The 16,864-nt window shown below is 43.0% G+C and carries 15 protein-coding genes; 9 read left to right on the top strand and 6 right to left on the bottom strand.

The features are described from left to right. From iscB to HWQ36_RS04415, 4 genes are all read right to left on the bottom strand, one after another. Positions 1–706: RNA-guided endonuclease IscB (gene iscB / locus HWQ36_RS04400; protein ID WP_292698481.1), on the bottom strand; the 706-nt coding region annotated here is incomplete at its 3' end. Between the two features lie 616 nt (positions 707–1,322). Beyond that, positions 1,323–2,303, bottom strand: a complete 981-nt coding sequence (locus HWQ36_RS04405) for an acetyl-CoA carboxylase carboxyltransferase subunit alpha (protein ID WP_292698483.1) — start codon at positions 2,301–2,303, stop codon at positions 1,323–1,325. A gap of 100 nt (positions 2,304–2,403) precedes the next feature. Continuing rightward, positions 2,404–3,423 carry a long-chain acyl-[acyl-carrier-protein] reductase gene (locus HWQ36_RS04410; protein ID WP_292698484.1) on the bottom strand — a complete coding sequence of 340 codons (1,020 nt, stop codon included), beginning with the start codon at positions 3,421–3,423 and terminating at the stop codon, positions 2,404–2,406. Positions 3,424–3,571: 148 nt separating this feature from the next. Next, entirely contained in the window at positions 3,572–4,270 is a 699-nt protein-coding gene (locus HWQ36_RS04415) for an aldehyde oxygenase (deformylating) (RefSeq protein ID WP_292698486.1), read from the bottom strand. A 181-nt stretch (positions 4,271–4,451) separates the two neighbouring features. Between HWQ36_RS04415 and HWQ36_RS04420 the strand changes: the two genes are divergently transcribed. From HWQ36_RS04420 to HWQ36_RS04450, 7 genes are all read left to right on the top strand, one after another. Continuing rightward, positions 4,452–5,279, top strand: coding sequence for a carbohydrate ABC transporter permease (locus tag HWQ36_RS04420; RefSeq protein ID WP_292698488.1), 828 nt, complete (start codon positions 4,452–4,454; stop codon positions 5,277–5,279). A 435-nt stretch (positions 5,280–5,714) separates the two neighbouring features. Next, on the top strand, positions 5,715–6,014 hold the full coding sequence (locus HWQ36_RS04425; RefSeq protein WP_292698490.1) for a hypothetical protein: 300 nt from the start codon (positions 5,715–5,717) through the stop codon (positions 6,012–6,014). 282 nt (positions 6,015–6,296) lie between these two features. Continuing rightward, positions 6,297–8,744: a filamentous hemagglutinin N-terminal domain-containing protein gene (locus HWQ36_RS04430; protein WP_292698492.1), complete on the top strand. Its 2,448-nt coding sequence runs from the start codon at positions 6,297–6,299 to the stop codon at positions 8,742–8,744. Between the two features lie 484 nt (positions 8,745–9,228). Further along, entirely contained in the window at positions 9,229–9,513 is a 285-nt protein-coding gene (locus HWQ36_RS04435) for a hypothetical protein (RefSeq protein WP_292698494.1), read from the top strand. A gap of 524 nt (positions 9,514–10,037) precedes the next feature. Then, positions 10,038–12,455: a filamentous hemagglutinin N-terminal domain-containing protein gene (locus HWQ36_RS04440; RefSeq protein ID WP_292698496.1), complete on the top strand. Its 2,418-nt coding sequence runs from the start codon at positions 10,038–10,040 to the stop codon at positions 12,453–12,455. 210 nt (positions 12,456–12,665) lie between these two features. Then, positions 12,666–12,947: a BrnT family toxin gene (locus HWQ36_RS04445; RefSeq protein ID WP_292698498.1), complete on the top strand. Its 282-nt coding sequence runs from the start codon at positions 12,666–12,668 to the stop codon at positions 12,945–12,947. After that, positions 12,925–13,155: a hypothetical protein gene (locus HWQ36_RS04450; protein ID WP_292698500.1), complete on the top strand. Its 231-nt coding sequence runs from the start codon at positions 12,925–12,927 to the stop codon at positions 13,153–13,155. Before HWQ36_RS04445 ends, HWQ36_RS04450 begins: the two co-directional genes overlap by 23 nt. 260 nt (positions 13,156–13,415) lie before the next feature. Here the strand turns inward: HWQ36_RS04450 and HWQ36_RS04455 are convergent, their stop codons facing one another. Continuing rightward, positions 13,416–14,447 (bottom strand): hypothetical protein, encoded by a 1,032-nt coding sequence (locus tag HWQ36_RS04455; RefSeq protein ID WP_292698502.1) that lies wholly within the window; start codon positions 14,445–14,447, stop codon positions 13,416–13,418. A gap of 162 nt (positions 14,448–14,609) precedes the next feature. On the opposite strand from HWQ36_RS04455, the gene moaA reads away from it, so the two are divergent. Beyond that, positions 14,610–15,596 (top strand): GTP 3',8-cyclase MoaA, encoded by a 987-nt coding sequence (moaA, locus tag HWQ36_RS04460; RefSeq protein ID WP_292698504.1) that lies wholly within the window; start codon positions 14,610–14,612, stop codon positions 15,594–15,596. Between the two features lie 171 nt (positions 15,597–15,767). After that, positions 15,768–15,929 (top strand): hypothetical protein, encoded by a 162-nt coding sequence (locus HWQ36_RS04465; protein ID WP_292698506.1) that lies wholly within the window; start codon positions 15,768–15,770, stop codon positions 15,927–15,929. Between the two features lie 27 nt (positions 15,930–15,956). Here the strand turns inward: HWQ36_RS04465 and rpsD are convergent, their stop codons facing one another. After that, a complete protein-coding gene (rpsD, locus tag HWQ36_RS04470; RefSeq protein WP_190942045.1) occupies positions 15,957–16,565 on the bottom strand; it encodes a 30S ribosomal protein S4 in 609 nt (202 codons plus the stop codon). Between the last annotated feature and the right edge of the window lie 299 nt (positions 16,566–16,864).

Consider the following 16,864-nt stretch of genomic DNA (forward strand, 5'->3'; position numbering starts at 1 on the left):
TGTTACATTTCTCACAACTTAAAGTGAGATTTGTAATCGAATTACTACCTCCTTTGGCTCTAGGGTGAATGTGTTCTATCTGTAGGGGCACGTCTTTAGCACCACAATAAGCGCATTGTCTGCCCCACTTTTCGAGCAAGAATTCCCTCGTTTCATAACCCGCTAAAGTACCTTGTTGATACAATGCACCTTGTATTTCAGGGGTACGCATTAACTGCATATCAAATCTTACTAATTCTTGACTAATAGCTTCAATCGGTGCAAGTTTACGTAACTTTTCAACCCAGGTTTTTATATTCTCAACCCGACTTTGTAAACTCGGTGCTAACCGTCCTTCTGGGCGGGTTCTGTTTAAAAAACGTGGCGCTCTGTAACGAGTTTTTCTTGCTCGTCTCCCCCGTCTTAATTGTCTCCTAGATGTTAAAGCGTCTCTAATAGCAAAGCCGCGATGCTTTAATTCTGCTGCAAATACAACATATCCAGTTGAATCGTCAACTAATGCTATTCCTGTGAATTTTGCACCTGGGTCGATTTTTAATCGCAGTGGTTGAACTGTTGAATGTGGTTTGGTTTCTTTTAAGATAACTGTGAACGGAAAGCGGCGATAAATTGCTGCTTTTTTGTTCCTTAATAACTGTCTAGCTTGTGCAGAATGGATTGGGGTCAATGGTCTTTTTTCGGTGTCTAAAACAAATACTTTGGACATATTGTCCCTCCTTATGGCTTGCGCCACGCTCCGCGAACGGGTAATGTTAGCCTGGACAATGATTTAAAGGCTTTTTACGCTAACAACACTGACTCAAACCCAATGATTCTGTTTAATTGTTAACCTTAGAGCTACAAACTGGCTGCGTATTTGTAGGTAAGATGACCTAAAAATCGTAGTAATTTAACACTTAGTCGGGTAAACTCTGGGCTTTAAAAGCCCCCACCATATTGCTCTTAGCAATTGGTGGTGGGTAGTTTACGGTGTCTCCCAATTTTTTGGCAGTTCCCAAAGCCTATTACCACCCAATTATTCACATTTATCGGTTTAGATAGATTAAAGGAATCTAAAAATCTGATGATTTTCATTAAACAACTGCTATGATGCAGTGCAATAGTGGGCATATTGTAAGTTTTACCAGTGAAGACAACAAATCGTCGCCTGGATAACCATGCCGTACACCCAAACTAGATTACTCAATAACACAAAAGCTACTCAATCAAATTGAGTAGATTCGCCAAACATGCAAATGCCTATGGCTAGATTGTTAAAAATCTTTAAGCACATAGGCAATTATAGCATTGCTGCTTTACTAATCCATCATTATGCAGTTGTTTTAGTGGGCAACTTCTGTAAAAACACCAATTTTACGGAATTTTTCGTAACGTAGTTGTCGGCGTTCTGGAGCAGTTAGATGGTTAAGTTCGTCCAAATTTTCTAGCAGCACTTGCTTGAGGGTGGTAGCAGCTTTTAAAGGATCGGAATGAGCGCCACCAGTGGGTTCAGGCAGTATTTGGTCGATAATTCCTAACTTTTTTAGGTCGTGGGAAATAATTTTCAGCGCAACGGCGGCTTGAGGAGCTTTACCAGCATCTTTCCACAAAATGGCGGCGCAGGCTTCGGGAGTGGCGACGGTATAAACAGAGTGTTCAAACATAAGTAGGCGATCGCCTACACCAATACCGAGTGCGCCACCAGAACCACCTTCACCAATAACTGTGCAGATGATTGGCACATCTAAGCAGAACATTTCCCGCAAGTTGTAAGCGATCGCTTCTCCTTGACCTTGGTGTTCTGCTTCCACTCCAGACCAGGCTCCTGGTGTGTCGATAAAAGTTAGTATGGGCATACTAAACTTGTTAGCGTGTTCCATCAACCGCATGGCTTTGCGGTAGCCGCCAGGATAAGGCATTCCAAAGTTACGGGCAATATTGTCTTTGGTATCACGACCTTTCTGATGACCCAACATCACCACAGGTTGCCCACTTAGACGACCGACACCACCAACTAAAGCCGGATCGTCACCACCACAGCGATCGCCATGCAATTCCATCCATTCATCACTAATAGCCTGAATGTAATCGAGAGTGCTAGGACGACGCGGATGACGAGCGACTTGTAATCGCTGGGAAGGCGATAGACTAGTAAAAATTTCCTCACGTAGTTGCATGGCGCGTGCTTCTAGTTGACGAATTTGACCAGAAACATCGACACCATTTTCTTCTGCAAGTTGCCGAATTTGATCGATTCGGGTTGCAAGTTCTGCTAGGGGCTTTTCAAAATCTAACAGTAGCGGTTTACGCTCGGTAGTTGCCATCGTAGGGTTTATAAGTTACGAGTTATCTATTTTTTTGTCACTAGTCATTTGTCCTTTGTCATTTGCAAATAACGAATGACCAATGACTAATGACCAATGACTAAACCAACAGTGGTCTAAATCCATGTTTTACTGACACCCGGCCAATCTGCTCCATTTTATCTACGGTAATCTGATTCCGTCCCCACGAAAAGTTCGTGTATAACTTCTCAAATTCCAGCAGCATTGATTCGGCAAAACAGGCAAACAACTGACGGGCTGGCACGTCCATATTGACTATTTTCATAATTTTCCAGTCAATATCCAGGGAATGCTCTACAATTCCACCATTTAACACGTGTACGCCAGGATATTGAATTTTTGTCGCTAAGTTTTTAGGATAGCCACCATCAATCAACAAACAGGGTTGTTTCAAAGTGGTGGGGTCAATTTCCACGCCTCTGGGCATACTAGCAACCCAAACTACAACATCGGCTTCGGGTAGTGCTTCTGTCAAACCCATGATTTTCCCCCGCCCCAGTTCGCCTTGCAACTCTTTGAGACGTTCTTGATCGCGGGCGATTAGCAGGAGTTCTTTGACATCTGTTCTCGCATCTAGCCAGCGTGTAACGGCACTACCAATATCTCCAGTTGCTCCACATATCGCAACAGTCGCGTTTGATAGATTAATTCCTAGTTGTTTGGATGCTTCTTCCACCTGCTTACAAATAATGTAGGCAGTATGCGTGTTTCCTGTGGTGAAGCGTTCAAACTCTAGTTTGATATTGCGGACTTGGCTAAACTGCTCTAACTTAAAGTTTTCAAAAATAATCGAGGAAAATCCGCCTAAAGCTGTGATGTTAATGCCGTGCTTCTGTGCATGGGCCATAGCGTTGAGGATTTTTCGCGTTGCGGCTTTGATGCGGCGACTAGCTAGCATTTCCGGCAAAAAGCAAGATTCTACATACCGTCCTTCAATTTGTTGCCCAGTGACACTGGTGACAATAATGCTATCGACAATTTGCGGCGGGGCGCTGCACCAAAAGTCTAGCCCTTGATCGGCATATTCTGGGTATCCCAATTCTTGGGCTACCGATTGAGCGTGTTCTAAACTAGTCAGATGTCCAATTAGACCAAACATGTAGTGATTATTAGGCTTATGCTGTCTTGAGCGCGGGGAATATGTGGAATATTAAGTGATTCAGTAGTCCTGAGTCCTAAGTCCTGAGTTCTGAAGTTCTGATAAATTTGAACTACTCAGCACTCAGCACTCATTACTCAGCACTCTCTTAAGCGCCTATGAGTCCGTAGGCTGACAAGCGCATGATATCGCGAGTCGTGAAACCAATGTTACTCAGTGCTTCACCATACTGAATCATGAAGTCTTCTACCAAAGCATCTTTTTCCATTGCCATTGTGTGGGCATCACCTTCTACTTGGTTGAGCATTTTCCAGACGATGGGTAGGTTCTGGCGATTTGCAAGTTCAAGTTCAGCTTTGGATTCTGTAAAGTGTTCTTTTAACCAAACTTCTCCAAAATTGAGGTGACTGTATTCTTCTTTAACTACTCCTTCAGTAATTTTACGGGCAAAATCGTCGGCGACGGGGATGTAAATGTTGTATGCTGCGATCGCAAAACATTCAATAATTAAAGATTGAATCAACAGACAAGTAACGACTTTTCCCTCTGCGGCGGCTGTTTGAAAATTTTGGTGTAGTCCAGAGAAAAACTCCTTGGCAAATTGCAAATCTGGGGTTACTTGCAAATTCCGTCCACAAGCTTCAAATCCTTTCTTATGGCGGCTTTCCATCTTGGATAGGCGAATCAATTCATCATGAGATTCTGGCAGCAGTTGGGCTAGTGTGATGTAATTTTCATGGGCTTCTTGTTCCCCTTCAATCACGATCGCATTAATCCGGCTATAAGCATCTTTGTATGTTTCGCTCTTGAAATCTAATTCTTTAAATTGGTCTGTAAGCTGCTGCATGGTTATGTTTACTCCTGTAAAGGAAGAATTATTTGACACCAGGATTTAATTTACCCTATGAACTGAGGGTAACAATCACTGTGGTTTAATTTAACTTAACAAAGTAACTATGTTTATAGATTAACTGTTGCTGGGGACGATGCTGTAGTACTAGCGAAACAAATGCTTTACAGATAAATTTATGTCCAAACCAAACGCGAATCTGAAATCTGGCGATTTTTTGAGCTTAATAATCTTACTGATAGGGGCATTTATCGTTCTACTACCGCTATTTGTGGTTTTTCTCACCTCCTTTGCACCAACAGCCGCCAGCCCAGAAAATTTGTCCAAAAATAACTGGTCTTTAGCTAATTACCGCGTTGCATGGCAACAGGGAAAATTTTTGCTGGCGTTTGCTAATTCTACCTTGGTAGCGATCGCTGTGACGGCGTTTCAGATTGTCACTTCTGCTTTGGCTGGTTACGCCTTAGCACGGCTGAAGTTTCGGGGCCGGCAAGCACTGCTATTAGTTGTTTTAGCCACTTTGGTGATTCCCTTTCAGTTATTGGTGATTCCCATCTTTTTGGTTTTGAAGTGGGGACACCTGATAAATACATACTGGGCGCTCATTTTACCCACTGCTGTCAACGGCTTTGGAATTTTCTTATTACGTCAGTATTTCCAGACAATTCCGGTGGAGTTAGAGGAAGCCGCAGCCATAGATGGGGCAAACAGATTACAAATATTGTGGCGGGTAATGTTACCTTTAGCCCGTCCGGCCTTAGTGACGCTGTTTTTGTTCACCTTCATCGGCGAATGGAATGATTTGTTTAAGCCTCTGGTATTTACAACCCGTCCCGAATTAAGAACAGTGCAACTGGCGTTGGCTGAGTTTCAAGAACAATTTACAAATAATTGGCCCTTGATGATGGCGGCGGTAACAATAGCGACAGTTCCAGTGATGGTATTATTTTTCATCGGTCAGCGTCAATTTATTCAAGGTATTGCTGCAACGGGAATTAAGAATTAGCAAAGGAAGCTACCTGAATTTTAGATTTTAGTGAAGCGCGAGATAAGTAAATAGGACTAGCCCTTTCAAGGTGGGTAAAATTTTTGGACAATAATTCCTCTTTTCTCTGTGTTCTCTGCGCGGCAGTCGCTCATGGGGGAAACCACGCCAGATGCTCCACTATAGCGCTTCGCGCATCCTGCGGCGGGGGAGACCCCAAGACCGCACTGGCTCCCTAAGACCGCGCTGCCTTGCCTCTGTGGTTCAATAAATTACTTTTAGACCGCAGAGACACGGAGAACGCAGAGAGGAAAACAGAGATTTTATGAGTCACCTCGAAAGGGCTAGTCCTAGTAAATTCAGCAGTAAGATATTAATTTTTATAACACTATGCGTAATTGTTCTGAGCCAACCTGAAGCAGAATTATACACATTCTGTAGGAAATGGAAGCAATCATGAACCCTGAAACATTACAGCAGTTACAAGCCGAGATTGAACAAAAACTGCTTGAAAGTGTTAATAACGCTGATTTATACAGTGTGCTTGAGAAGTACGGTGTATTGGATGATAGAGCTTTAATCGTTCAGTGGCAGTGTAATCTTGACCCAAATAAAATCAAATCTGGTGATGCAGTTAATAAACAGCAAGTAAATGAATTATTGCCAGCAACCCCAAAACAAGAAATTGTACTAATGCAAAAATCATGGTGTATTCCTTGCCCTTCAACTGGCAGTCCTCTAGGCTGTAACTGCTAAATAATTTAGTTCTTGGACTGTAAAAAGTTTATTCTAGTGAGTATAAAAATACTGAACTTTGCATTTACTAGTTAGGTTACAGAGATACTTTCAAGTATCACCATAAGTTAGTAGGCAAGAATAAATAAAATTATCTTACGCAATGTAAGATTAACTAAATTGGCTCGTAGTAAGGGCTGAATGCCTGACTACAAACATTTAATTATTCACGCCCACTTAACTTACCTAATTAGCAAAGAGCAGTATTTTAATATACTCTTATTTTTTGGGTGCAAGTTTGTCATGTCTCGATACCGAAGCAGTTGGTACTGGGAGTTAGGGATAGTGAGTACATTAGCAATTGCTGGAGTACTCACTTTCAAAGAAAGTTTTGTCTTAGCCCAAATACAAAAAGATGGCACACTTGAATCTGAAAGTTCAATCATTACACCAAAGCTAATTGATGGTCAGCTTATAGACCAGATTGATGGTGGGGCAGTTCGTGGTACAAACTTGTTCCACAGCTTTGAACAGTTTTCTATCTCTGCGGGAAAGACAGCCTACTTTAACAATGCAATAGATATTCAGAACATTATCAGTCGGGTGACAGGTAATTCGATTTCTAAGATAGATGGCATTCTGAAAGCTAACGGCACGGCGAACCTGTTTCTGATTAATCCTAACGGCATTATTTTTGGGTCTAATGCTTCTTTAAATATCGGCGGTTCATTTGTGGCAAGTACGGCGAGTAGCTTGAACTTTGCTGATGGTATAAAGTTTAGTGCTACATCTCCTCAAACTACACCCCTACTGACATTAAGTGTTCCCATTGGCTTACAATTTGGAGCAACTGCGGCTCCCATCCACAATCAATCTCAAGCAAGTCCAGATGACGCAGTTAATATTTTAGGACAAGGCGTTGGTCTACAGGTGCAGCGAAGCAAAACCTTAGCACTTATAGGCGGTGATATCACGCTAGAGGGCGGAAATATAACGGCAAGGGGAGGAAGGGTTGAGTTAGGAAGCGTTGCTGGCAATAGTCTGGTCAGTTTAAGCCCAACGAACGAAGGCTGGGTTTTGGGATATGAAGGTGTTCAAAATTTCCAGAACATCGAACTAATCCAGTTAAATAAAATTCCATCTATTGTAGATACTCATGGAAACGGTAGCGGCAATATCCACCTGCAAGGGGGACTTGTGCGGGTAGCTGGCAGTTTACTAATTCTAGTTAATCCCTTGAGACTGCAATCAGGAGGGAATTTGACAGTGAACGCCTCAGATTCTGTAGTAATTGAACAAGATTCACAACTGTTTACTCAGAGTTTCTCTAACGCCAACTCTGGAAACATAAATGTCAATACTAAGAAGTTGGTGGTCAAAAGTGGAGCGCAATTGCAGGGGCAATTGACCATAAACGCTTCAGATTCCGTGGAACTAATTGGCGGTACTACCATACCTGTCTTGCGAGATGGTAGTGATTTAATATCAAGTGGATTATTCAGTGCAACTTATGGCAATCAAAACGCTGGCAACATCACAATTAATACTGGAAAGTTGCGTATCGAAGGAGGGGCAAGAATATCAACAAGCTCTGAGGGCATATATAGGTTTATTCCTAACCAACTTACACCAGCTATAGGAAATGCAGGAAAATTGACAGTGAACGCTTCGGAGTCGGTAGAACTAATTGGAACCTCACCAAATGGTTCTAAGCTCAGTAGCTTGTTTTCTGGGACGCAAGGGCCTGGAGATGGCGGAAACTTGACCCTAACTACAGGGCAATTGATTATCAAGGATGGGGCTGCAATAACTGTGAGCAGCCAAGCTCGAAAAAATGTAATCTATATCGGAGATCCAAATAATCTAGGAAAAGCAGGCGATTTAAATATAACCGCTCGCTCCATACTTCTCGACAACAAAGGAAAACTCATATCTAATAGTGAGTCAGGTAAAGGCGGGAATATTACGCTACAGGTGCAGAACTTATTATTGATGCGCCGCGAAAGTCAAATAACCACTAATGCAGGTACAACAGGGTTGGGTGGAGATGGCGGTAATATCATCATCAATGCACCTAATGGTTTCATCGTTGCTACTCCCTTGGGAAATAACGATATCACTGCCAATGCCTTCTCTGACTCTGGTGGTAAAATCACAATCACCGCTAAGAACATCTTTGGATTTGTGCCGCGCACTCGTGCAGATGTGGAGAAACTTGACCCAGAAGAAATAAACCCGAATCAGCTGCGAACAAGTGACATCACAGCGTTTTCTCAGCAAAACCCTTCATTAAATGGCACGGTACGAATCAACTCACCAGATGTTGACCCCAGTCAAGGATTAGTGGAATTGCCTGTAAATTTGGTTGATGCTTCCCAGCAAATTGTTGCTGGTTGTAATTCTGGTGTAAAAATAGCCAGAAGTTCATTTATTGCTACTGGGCGTGGTGGACTACTAGCCGATCCTACGCAGCCATTGATAGCCGATGATGCGGTGTTGGCAGATTGGATTACACTCTCTCCAGAGAGTCAGAATCGTGCTGAGGGTATCCAGAACAGAGTGGTTGTTCACAAGCAGAGAAACACAGAAGAAAAATCACAAAAAGTTAATTCTGTCAATGAACCTACTCAAATTGTGGAAGCTCAAGGATGGGTAGTGGATGCCGATGGAAACGTGGTTTTGGTTGCTCAAGTACCCACTGCGTCGCCTCATAATTCTTCACTCATCGCTACATCTTGCGCTGGTAATTAGAATTTGAGATTCTTGTAAATTTTGTTGGTGCGACGCCGTATGCCCGTCGTAGACATCGCTTTTTCGCAATGACCTTCATATAAGCGATCACCCTTTCTACTAAAATTGGCTGTGGGTGCGTTGGCGTAAGTATCCCTACGGTGAAGAAGGCCAAGCTATGCGTAGCGTCTTGCAGAAAAGTATCGCTTGTTTACTCAATACTCTTGAGCGATCAACGGTCAGTAGCCAGATTCATGAATACTTTAAGGAAATACAACAGAAATATATGAAGTTTTGTTACATAATGCGTAATTATTACTAGTCAAGTTGAAGTTATAATTATGGGAGTTCACAAGAGCTTTAGAAACCTAATGCTTTAGTGCCACTCTAGACTCTGTATTGTTGATTCCTTTGTTGCCAAACTGTACTAGTCGAAGCCAGATTAAATTTAGTACATCACAACACAAGTTTACACATTTATCAGTCTACAAAGAGGGTAAAAATTATGAATTCTCAAAAAATAGAGCAGTTAACAAACGATATTCAAAATGACTTTAGTGAAATACCAAAAAACTCTGAGGTGGATGCTGCACTTGTTGTAAGCGAAAATGAGGGTGTATTAGAAAACAATTTGACAGACTTGCACAGCAGTACCGACTCAAATGAAATTGAATTTAATGATGCTGTAGGTGATAATCAATCTCAAAAATCTTCACGAATAATTCCTGGTCAACATACTAAGCAAAAGGGTTGCTACTTGAACGATCGCGGCAAGATGATATGCCCTTGAAAATACTATCATTTTTTCGTTGTGGCAAAACATTAGTTTTGCCATTTATACAACGTCTTACAAGTACATAAGGCAACACCCCTCCCCAATCCCAATCGTCCCTATGAGTTCGGCTATCCATTAACCAGTCCTTTCTAAACAGTTGCTAGAGTATTCACTCACGTTTTTTATAATCCTGATTCATTCGTCGTTAATTTTCAATAAAAACCTACTTTTAGCGAGAAAATTAAGAGCTAAATTGTCAAGGATGCCTCACACCTCAGAGTTTAAGATGCCTACAAAACAAGCGTTTAAAGATTGTAAAGTAAAGATATGCCTAATGGATATGTGAGTTCGAGAAAGGTGCGCGATAGCACGGGTGAGGTATTTCTGCACCTCACTAAGTTGAAATCTGCTATATGTATGTATTATTTTGCAGAGGCAAAACTAATTGACACTCTCCTGAATCCAATTCGGAAGATTCTTGGTTAAACAAGTTCACTTGAATTTAAGCTACATAAATAACCTAATTATCCTAATTAGCAATGAGCAGTAATTCATTAAACTATCGTTTTTTTTGTGCGAATTCTGTAATAAATCAAAGTCGAAATCATTGGTGCCGGAAGTTAGGATTAGTAAGTGCCTTAGGAATTAGTGGAGCGCTCACCTTATCTGGGAACTCTGCTTTAGCCCAGATTATCAGAGATGACACCCTGGGATCTGAAAGTTCAGTTGTTACACACAAGATAATCAATGATCAGTCTACTGACCAAATTGATGGGGGAACAATTCGTGGCACAAATCTTTTCCACAGCTTTGAACAGTTTTCTGTACTTACTGGAAGCAAAGTTTATTTTAACAATGATGCAGCAAATATTCAAAATATTATAAGTCGAGTAACAGGTAAGTCTATTTCTAATATTGATGGCATTCTTGAAACTAACGGCACAGCCAACCTGTTTCTGATTAATCCCAATGGGATTGTTTTTGGTCCTAATGCATCTTTAAACATCGGGGGTTCATTTGTAGCCAGCACGGGGAGTAGTTTGAATTTTGCTGATGGTACAAAGTTTAGTGCTACAGATCCCAAAGCCGTAGCCCTGTTAACAGTAAGTGTTCCCATTGGTTTACAATTCGGAGCAATTGCGGCTCCCATCCGCAATCAATCCCAAGCGAATCCAGATGGCGTACCTGATCCTGTTGGTCTTCAAGTGCGGCCAGGTAAAACCCTGGCACTTGTAGGTGGTGATATAACACTGGAGGGCGGAAATTTAACAGCGCCAGGAGGACGGATTGAGCTAGGAAGTGTCACTGCCAATAGTTTGGTTAATTTGACCCCAACAAACCAAAGTTGGATTTTGGGATACGAAAATGTCCAGAATTTTCAGAACATTCAACTAATCCAGCGGCAAACTATTAACGGTACTGGAATTCCATCTCAGGTAGATGCCACTGGAGATGGTGGCGGTAATATCCAAGTGCAGGGTAATAAAGTGGAACTCATTGGCAATCTTGTGGGAATCACAACTCGGGCTACGGCTACGGGAAATGGTGGAGACTTAACAATTAACACAAGGAAATTAATTGTTCGGGATGGTGCACAAGTATACACTTCTTCTATAACCAAGGGTAACGGGGGAAATTTGACTGTGAACGCCTCTGAGTCTATAGAGCTAATAGGTGGTTTTTTTAGCCCAGATATTGGGAATCAACCTAGTTCATTGTTTAGTTCAACAGGCTTTGCTGGAAAGGCGGGTGACATAACTATCAACACGAGAAGGTTGTATATCCAAGATGGTGCCAATATATCAACACAGACTCTAGCAAACTCACAATTGATAGCAGCTACAGGGGCGGGAGGAAATTTGACTGTGAATGCCTCTGAGTCTATAGAGCTAGTTGGAACCTCAGTAAACGGTTATCCCAGTGGCTTATTTGCTGCAACTAATGGTTCTGGAGATGCCGGAAAAATGACAATTACCTCAGGGAAATTAATTATTCGGGATGGGGCTGAATTAAATGTAAGTAGTCAATTTGAACCGAATTATATTTACCCAGGAGATACATATTTACTAGGTAAAGCAGGCGATCTAAATGTAACTGCTCACTCCATCCTGCTGGATAACCAAGGAAAACTCATATCTAATAGTAAGTCAGGTCGGGGTGGTGATATTTCGCTACAGGTGCGGGACTTATTACTGATGCGCCGCAATAGCCAAATATCCACAAATGCAGGAGCTAATGGAGATGGCGGTAGAATCACTATCAATGCACCTAATGGCTTCCTTGTCGCTGCTCCCTTTGGAAATAGCGATATCACCGCCAACGCCAACTTCGGCTCTGGCGGTAAAATCACAATCACCGCTAAGAACATCTTCGGTTTTGTGCCCCGTACCCGTGCAGACCTAGAGAGGCTGTTAAACACTAAAGACCCAGACCAACTAAAGCCAAGTAAGCTTCTAACCAGCGATATCACAGCGTTTTCTCAGCAAAACCCTTCATTAAATGGCACTGTACAAATCAACTCACCAGATGCTGACCCCAGTAAAGGATTAGTGGAACTGCCTGTAAATCTGGTTGATGCTTCCCAGCAAATTGCTGCTGGTTGTAATTCTGGTGCAAAAATAGGAAGGAGTTCATTTATTGCTACTGGACGTGGAGGACTAGTAGCCGATCCCACGCAGCCATTGATAGCTGATGATGCAGTGCTGGCAGATTGGATCACACTAGAGCCAGAGAGTAAAAATCGTGCTGCTGGTATTCATAAAAGAGCAGTTCTTCAGGCGCAGCGAAACACAGAAGAAAAATCACAGAAAGTTAATTCTGTCAATGAACCTACTCAAATTGTAGAAGCCCAAGGATGGGTAATGGATGCCGATGGTAATGTGGTTTTGGTTGCTCAAGTACCCACTGCGTCGCCTCATAACTCGTCACTCACGGCCACATTTTGCGCTGCTCGTTAGACTTTGAGATATGGCGAGATTCTCTTTACGAATCAGCTCTTAGAAAAAATTAAGTTTTGTTTTGTAAGTAGAGTAGCCTCATATCAGGGCATGAATTTAGAATTCGAGTGGGATAACCAAAAAGCTAGTACCGCAGGGCGTAATTCGTAATTCGTAATTCGTAATTCGTAATTCGTAATTGCTGTACCGTAAGGGTTTCATTGATTTGGAATGGGTGGTTTATTTACGCCGCGCTGTACTAGTTTGAATCTCAACAAGCACCGCATCAGCTTTGAAGGGGCTAAGACAGTCTTCAACGACTCTTTAGCTTACATATTCAACGATGAATGGCACTCTGTTGATGAACGACGGGAAATCATCATCGGACGCTATCAAGACAATCGCTTGTTATTGGTCTGTTTTATAGAAAGAGCAAACGTTATCCGTATCATTAGCGCCCGTCTAGCAACCAAGAAAGAACGAAGAGATTATGAAGAATTCACAGGCTTCTGAATTCCACAACAACGCAGACGATGATTTGCTTCCAGAGTATAACTTTGACTATCGCAAAGCCTTGCCCAACCGTTTCGCCAGTCAGCAAGAAAAAGCTCCTTTGACAGTTATCCTAGATGCTGATGTCGCTGAGATATTCAAAACATCAGAAGCTGTTAACAACGCTCTCTGTGCCTTACTCTCAGCGATTCCAAAGACTGAAAGATAAACTGCGATCGCTTAAGCTCTGGCGAATATAATAGAGCCTCCGGCACGCTGACGCGTTAAGCGAAGCCTCTCGTAGAGAAGGCTTTACGCGGCTATACAAACAAAGTCCGTCTCCGCGGACTAAGACAAAAGTGAGTGTTTGAAACCTACGGAGGTGGGTTTTGTCTGTGTAGACAAGCCAGTGCGTTGGGCGGCTCTGCCGACTTGAAGCAACTGGCGTGCGGTTTCTAACCGCCCTTTTAACTCCTAACTCCCCACTCCCTAACTCGTCTCCTGAATTTGCAGACGTACAGTGTGTTCAGTTGCACCACTAAGTTGCAATTCCATGATTTCACCACCAAGAGGTTCCAAGCAAGTGAGGAGCGATCGCAAGTTGGGTGTACTTGCGCCAGTATCTACATATAATCTATCTGCCAAATTGCCGATTCGTTTCCACGTCATGTAGAGTTTAGCGATCGTTTGTTCAATCTGCGATGCTTGATTTACCAAATCAGCAGCTATGCTCAAACAGCCGACTCTTTGCGCTTCTTCTAAGGCTGTTTCAATATCAATATTTTCTTGCGTCAGCGCCTGGACTTGAGCCGCGCCTTTGAGATATTTTGCCAAGTTACGCGCTTCAGTAGTTACCTGTTTCAGGGTATCTACATCAGGATTGGCAGCAATTTCTTTCTGGATAAACTTTTGGTGCGATTCTGGCAGTTTTTCCATTTCCTTCACCAGAGGGGCAATGTAGCGCGGCGGAAGGGTGTTATCTGCGGCTTTTTCCTTGACTGCTGTGGGTAATAAATCTGAGGACATGGCTGTCCATTCATCGCTGAGTTGACGCACTTCCCGCCTGGTGATGCGATCGCCTTTTTGGGCAGCTTCACTCACCATCTGTTGCACTTCTGGCGATGCTTTGGAGGTTTCAACAAATGCCCGTTTACTGAAGTTATTCACAGAACCGGGGTCGAGTTTACCGTCTTCAATCAGAGTATCGGCACTATTCGCCAGTTGAATCCAGGCGTAAGCTTGACTTTTGCTGATTTCCCGCTCTTTTAACCATCGCAAAAAGCCAGTACCACGCCCATCACCACCGACTTTTTCTCTGTCGCGGATAGCCCGTAAAATTCGCCCCCGCCAGATTTCAGTTTGCAAATCAAAGCGATCGCATACCTGCCAAGCTATTTCTAGCTGCTGTTGAAAATCTGACTCTAGAATCTGTTCATCTTCTGGATCGGGCAGTTCAAAGCTGATATCGGCTGGCTGTAGTAGAGCAGCAGCAAGGTCGTTGATGGAGTCGGTGTCTTGCACGATTGATGACTAACTAGTGGATGCGATCGGCTTATTATGCCACAATCTGTGGACTATCACTTAAGGAGGAGTACGGGATTTTGAATTACTACACATATAGTAGGAAGGGGTAAACCACCTCAGCAAGGTCTTTAATTGATCAGAGAGAATAAAAACAAAACGATGAACCAGGTAGACTACCTCCGCATTAGTTTAATCGATCGCTGTAATTTTCGTTGTCAGTACTGTATGCCAGAGGGAGTAGAACTGGACTATATTCTCAAGCAACAGCTGTTAACTGATGAGGAGTTGCTCACCTTAATTAAAGAGGTCTTTATTCCAGTAGGCTTTAATCGGTTTCGTTTGACTGGGGGTGAACCCTTATTGCGTCCACGTGTGGTGGATTTGGTAAGTGCGATCGCATCTTTTCCCCAAACTCAAGACCTCTCAATGACCACCAACGGGTTTTTGCTGGCTCCGATGGCACAAAATCTCTACAATGCAGGTCTGCGACGAATTAATATTAGTCTAGATTCTCTTAATCCCGACACTTTTGATCAAATTATTGGTAATCAGGGGCGTTCTCGTTGGCAACAAGTTTGGCATGGCATTCAAGCTGCCCATCACGTCGGATTTGACCCCCTGAAGCTGAATGTAGTGGTGATTCCTGGCGTTAATGACCACGAAATTCTCGATTTAGCTGCCCTGACAATTGATAAACAGTGGCACGTTCGATTTATTGAATTTATGCCTATTGGTAATTTGCATTTGTTTGGCGATCGCGGTTGGGTATCTTCAGCCGAGTTACGACAACAAATCCGCGATCGCTGGGGCTTGACAGAATCGCAAGTTTGTGGTGCTGGCCCTGCTGATGTCTTTCAAATTCCTGGTGCGAAGGGGACACTAGGATTTATTAGTCAGATGTCAGAATGTTTTTGCGATCGTTGTAATCGGATGCGCCTGAGTGCTGATGGCTGGCTGCGTCCCTGTTTATTAAATGAAACTGGTCAAATAGATTTAAAAACTGCTTTGCGTTCTGGGACTAATACCACTCAATTACAAGAGCAGGTTAAACATTTACTCGGCATCAAGCCAGAAATTAACTTTAAAGGGCGTGATTCTGGTATTGTCGGTACATATACTCGCACAATGTCACAAATTGGTGGTTAGTCATTTGTCCTTCGTCCTTTGTCATTTGTCCTTCGTCATTTGCTTAAACTAGTAGATTGTGCGTAAGTCCTAAACTAATGACCAATGACCAATGACTAATGACTAATGACTAACGCTCTTTTATGACTCTCGTGGGATAAAAATCATCCACCCTTATTTTTAAGGACTTTGATGAACTTAGGCGTAGGTTGGGTTGAGGAACGAAACCCAACACCAACAATCTCTGATTTTGTTGGGGTTTCACTAAAGTTCAAACGCCACTTGCTTCAAGCCGGGAAACCCGGACAACGCAGTGGCTCCCCAACCTACGAATATTTTATTTTTTCGGAGTAATAAAAGAGCGCTAAGGACAAATGACTATTACGCTTGTCGTGAGTAGTATTCCACCACAAGTAGTTCATTAACTTGTAGTGCCACCCATTCGCGCTCAATAACGCTGTTGACTCTACCAACCAACTTATTTTTGTCAAACTCCAAATGACTGGGGAGGTTGGCCAAACCGGGATATTGCAAGTTAGCTTCCACCAACTTCCGTGATTGTGCCCGATCTCTGACTGCAATTACTTCACCAGGACGGCATTGATAGCTGGCAATATTCACCACACGGCCGTTAACAGTTACGTGACCGTGATTTACCAGTTGACGAGCGGCTGGGATAGTCGGGGCTATACCCAAGCGGAAAACGGTATTATCCAAGCGCATTTCTAGCAATTGCAGCAGCACTTGTCCGGTAGAACCAGTAACACGTCTGGCTTTCCGTACATAGCGGAGCAATTGTTTTTCAGTCAAACCGTAGTTGAAGCGGAGCTTTTGCTTTTCTTCTAGACGGATGGCATACTCAGAGCGTTTCTTACGGTTCTGACCATGCTGACCAGGCGGGTAAGCGCGTCTAGCGCTTTTACGAGTTAATCCTGGTAGGTCGCCTAAGCGACGGACAATTCTGAGGCGGGGCCCTCTATATCGGGACATGAGTTTCCTTAATCTAATCCTGTTTAAACTTTACCCAGACATTCAATTTTGACATTCCCCTAATAAAAAATCAGGGGATTCTTGGTTTTTCGAGGCTGCTTGCCTTGGTATGACGTATCCTACCAAAGTAGAGGCATCAACTCTTGCGCCAGTTGCTTTGAGTCGGTAGAGCCGACACACTAGCTTCCAAGCCTGAATTCCGACCTGTCACGCCGTACTCCTGCCAATAAGTTTTTTGTGTTTATTTAGTTTCGTAGACTACTCAATCATCAGATTGGTTTACGCAGTATTCTGACTCT

Origin of the sequence: Nostoc sp. NMS2, from assembly GCF_017115105.1 — a bacterium.
GTDB lineage: Bacteria > Cyanobacteriota > Cyanobacteriia > Cyanobacteriales > Nostocaceae > Nostoc.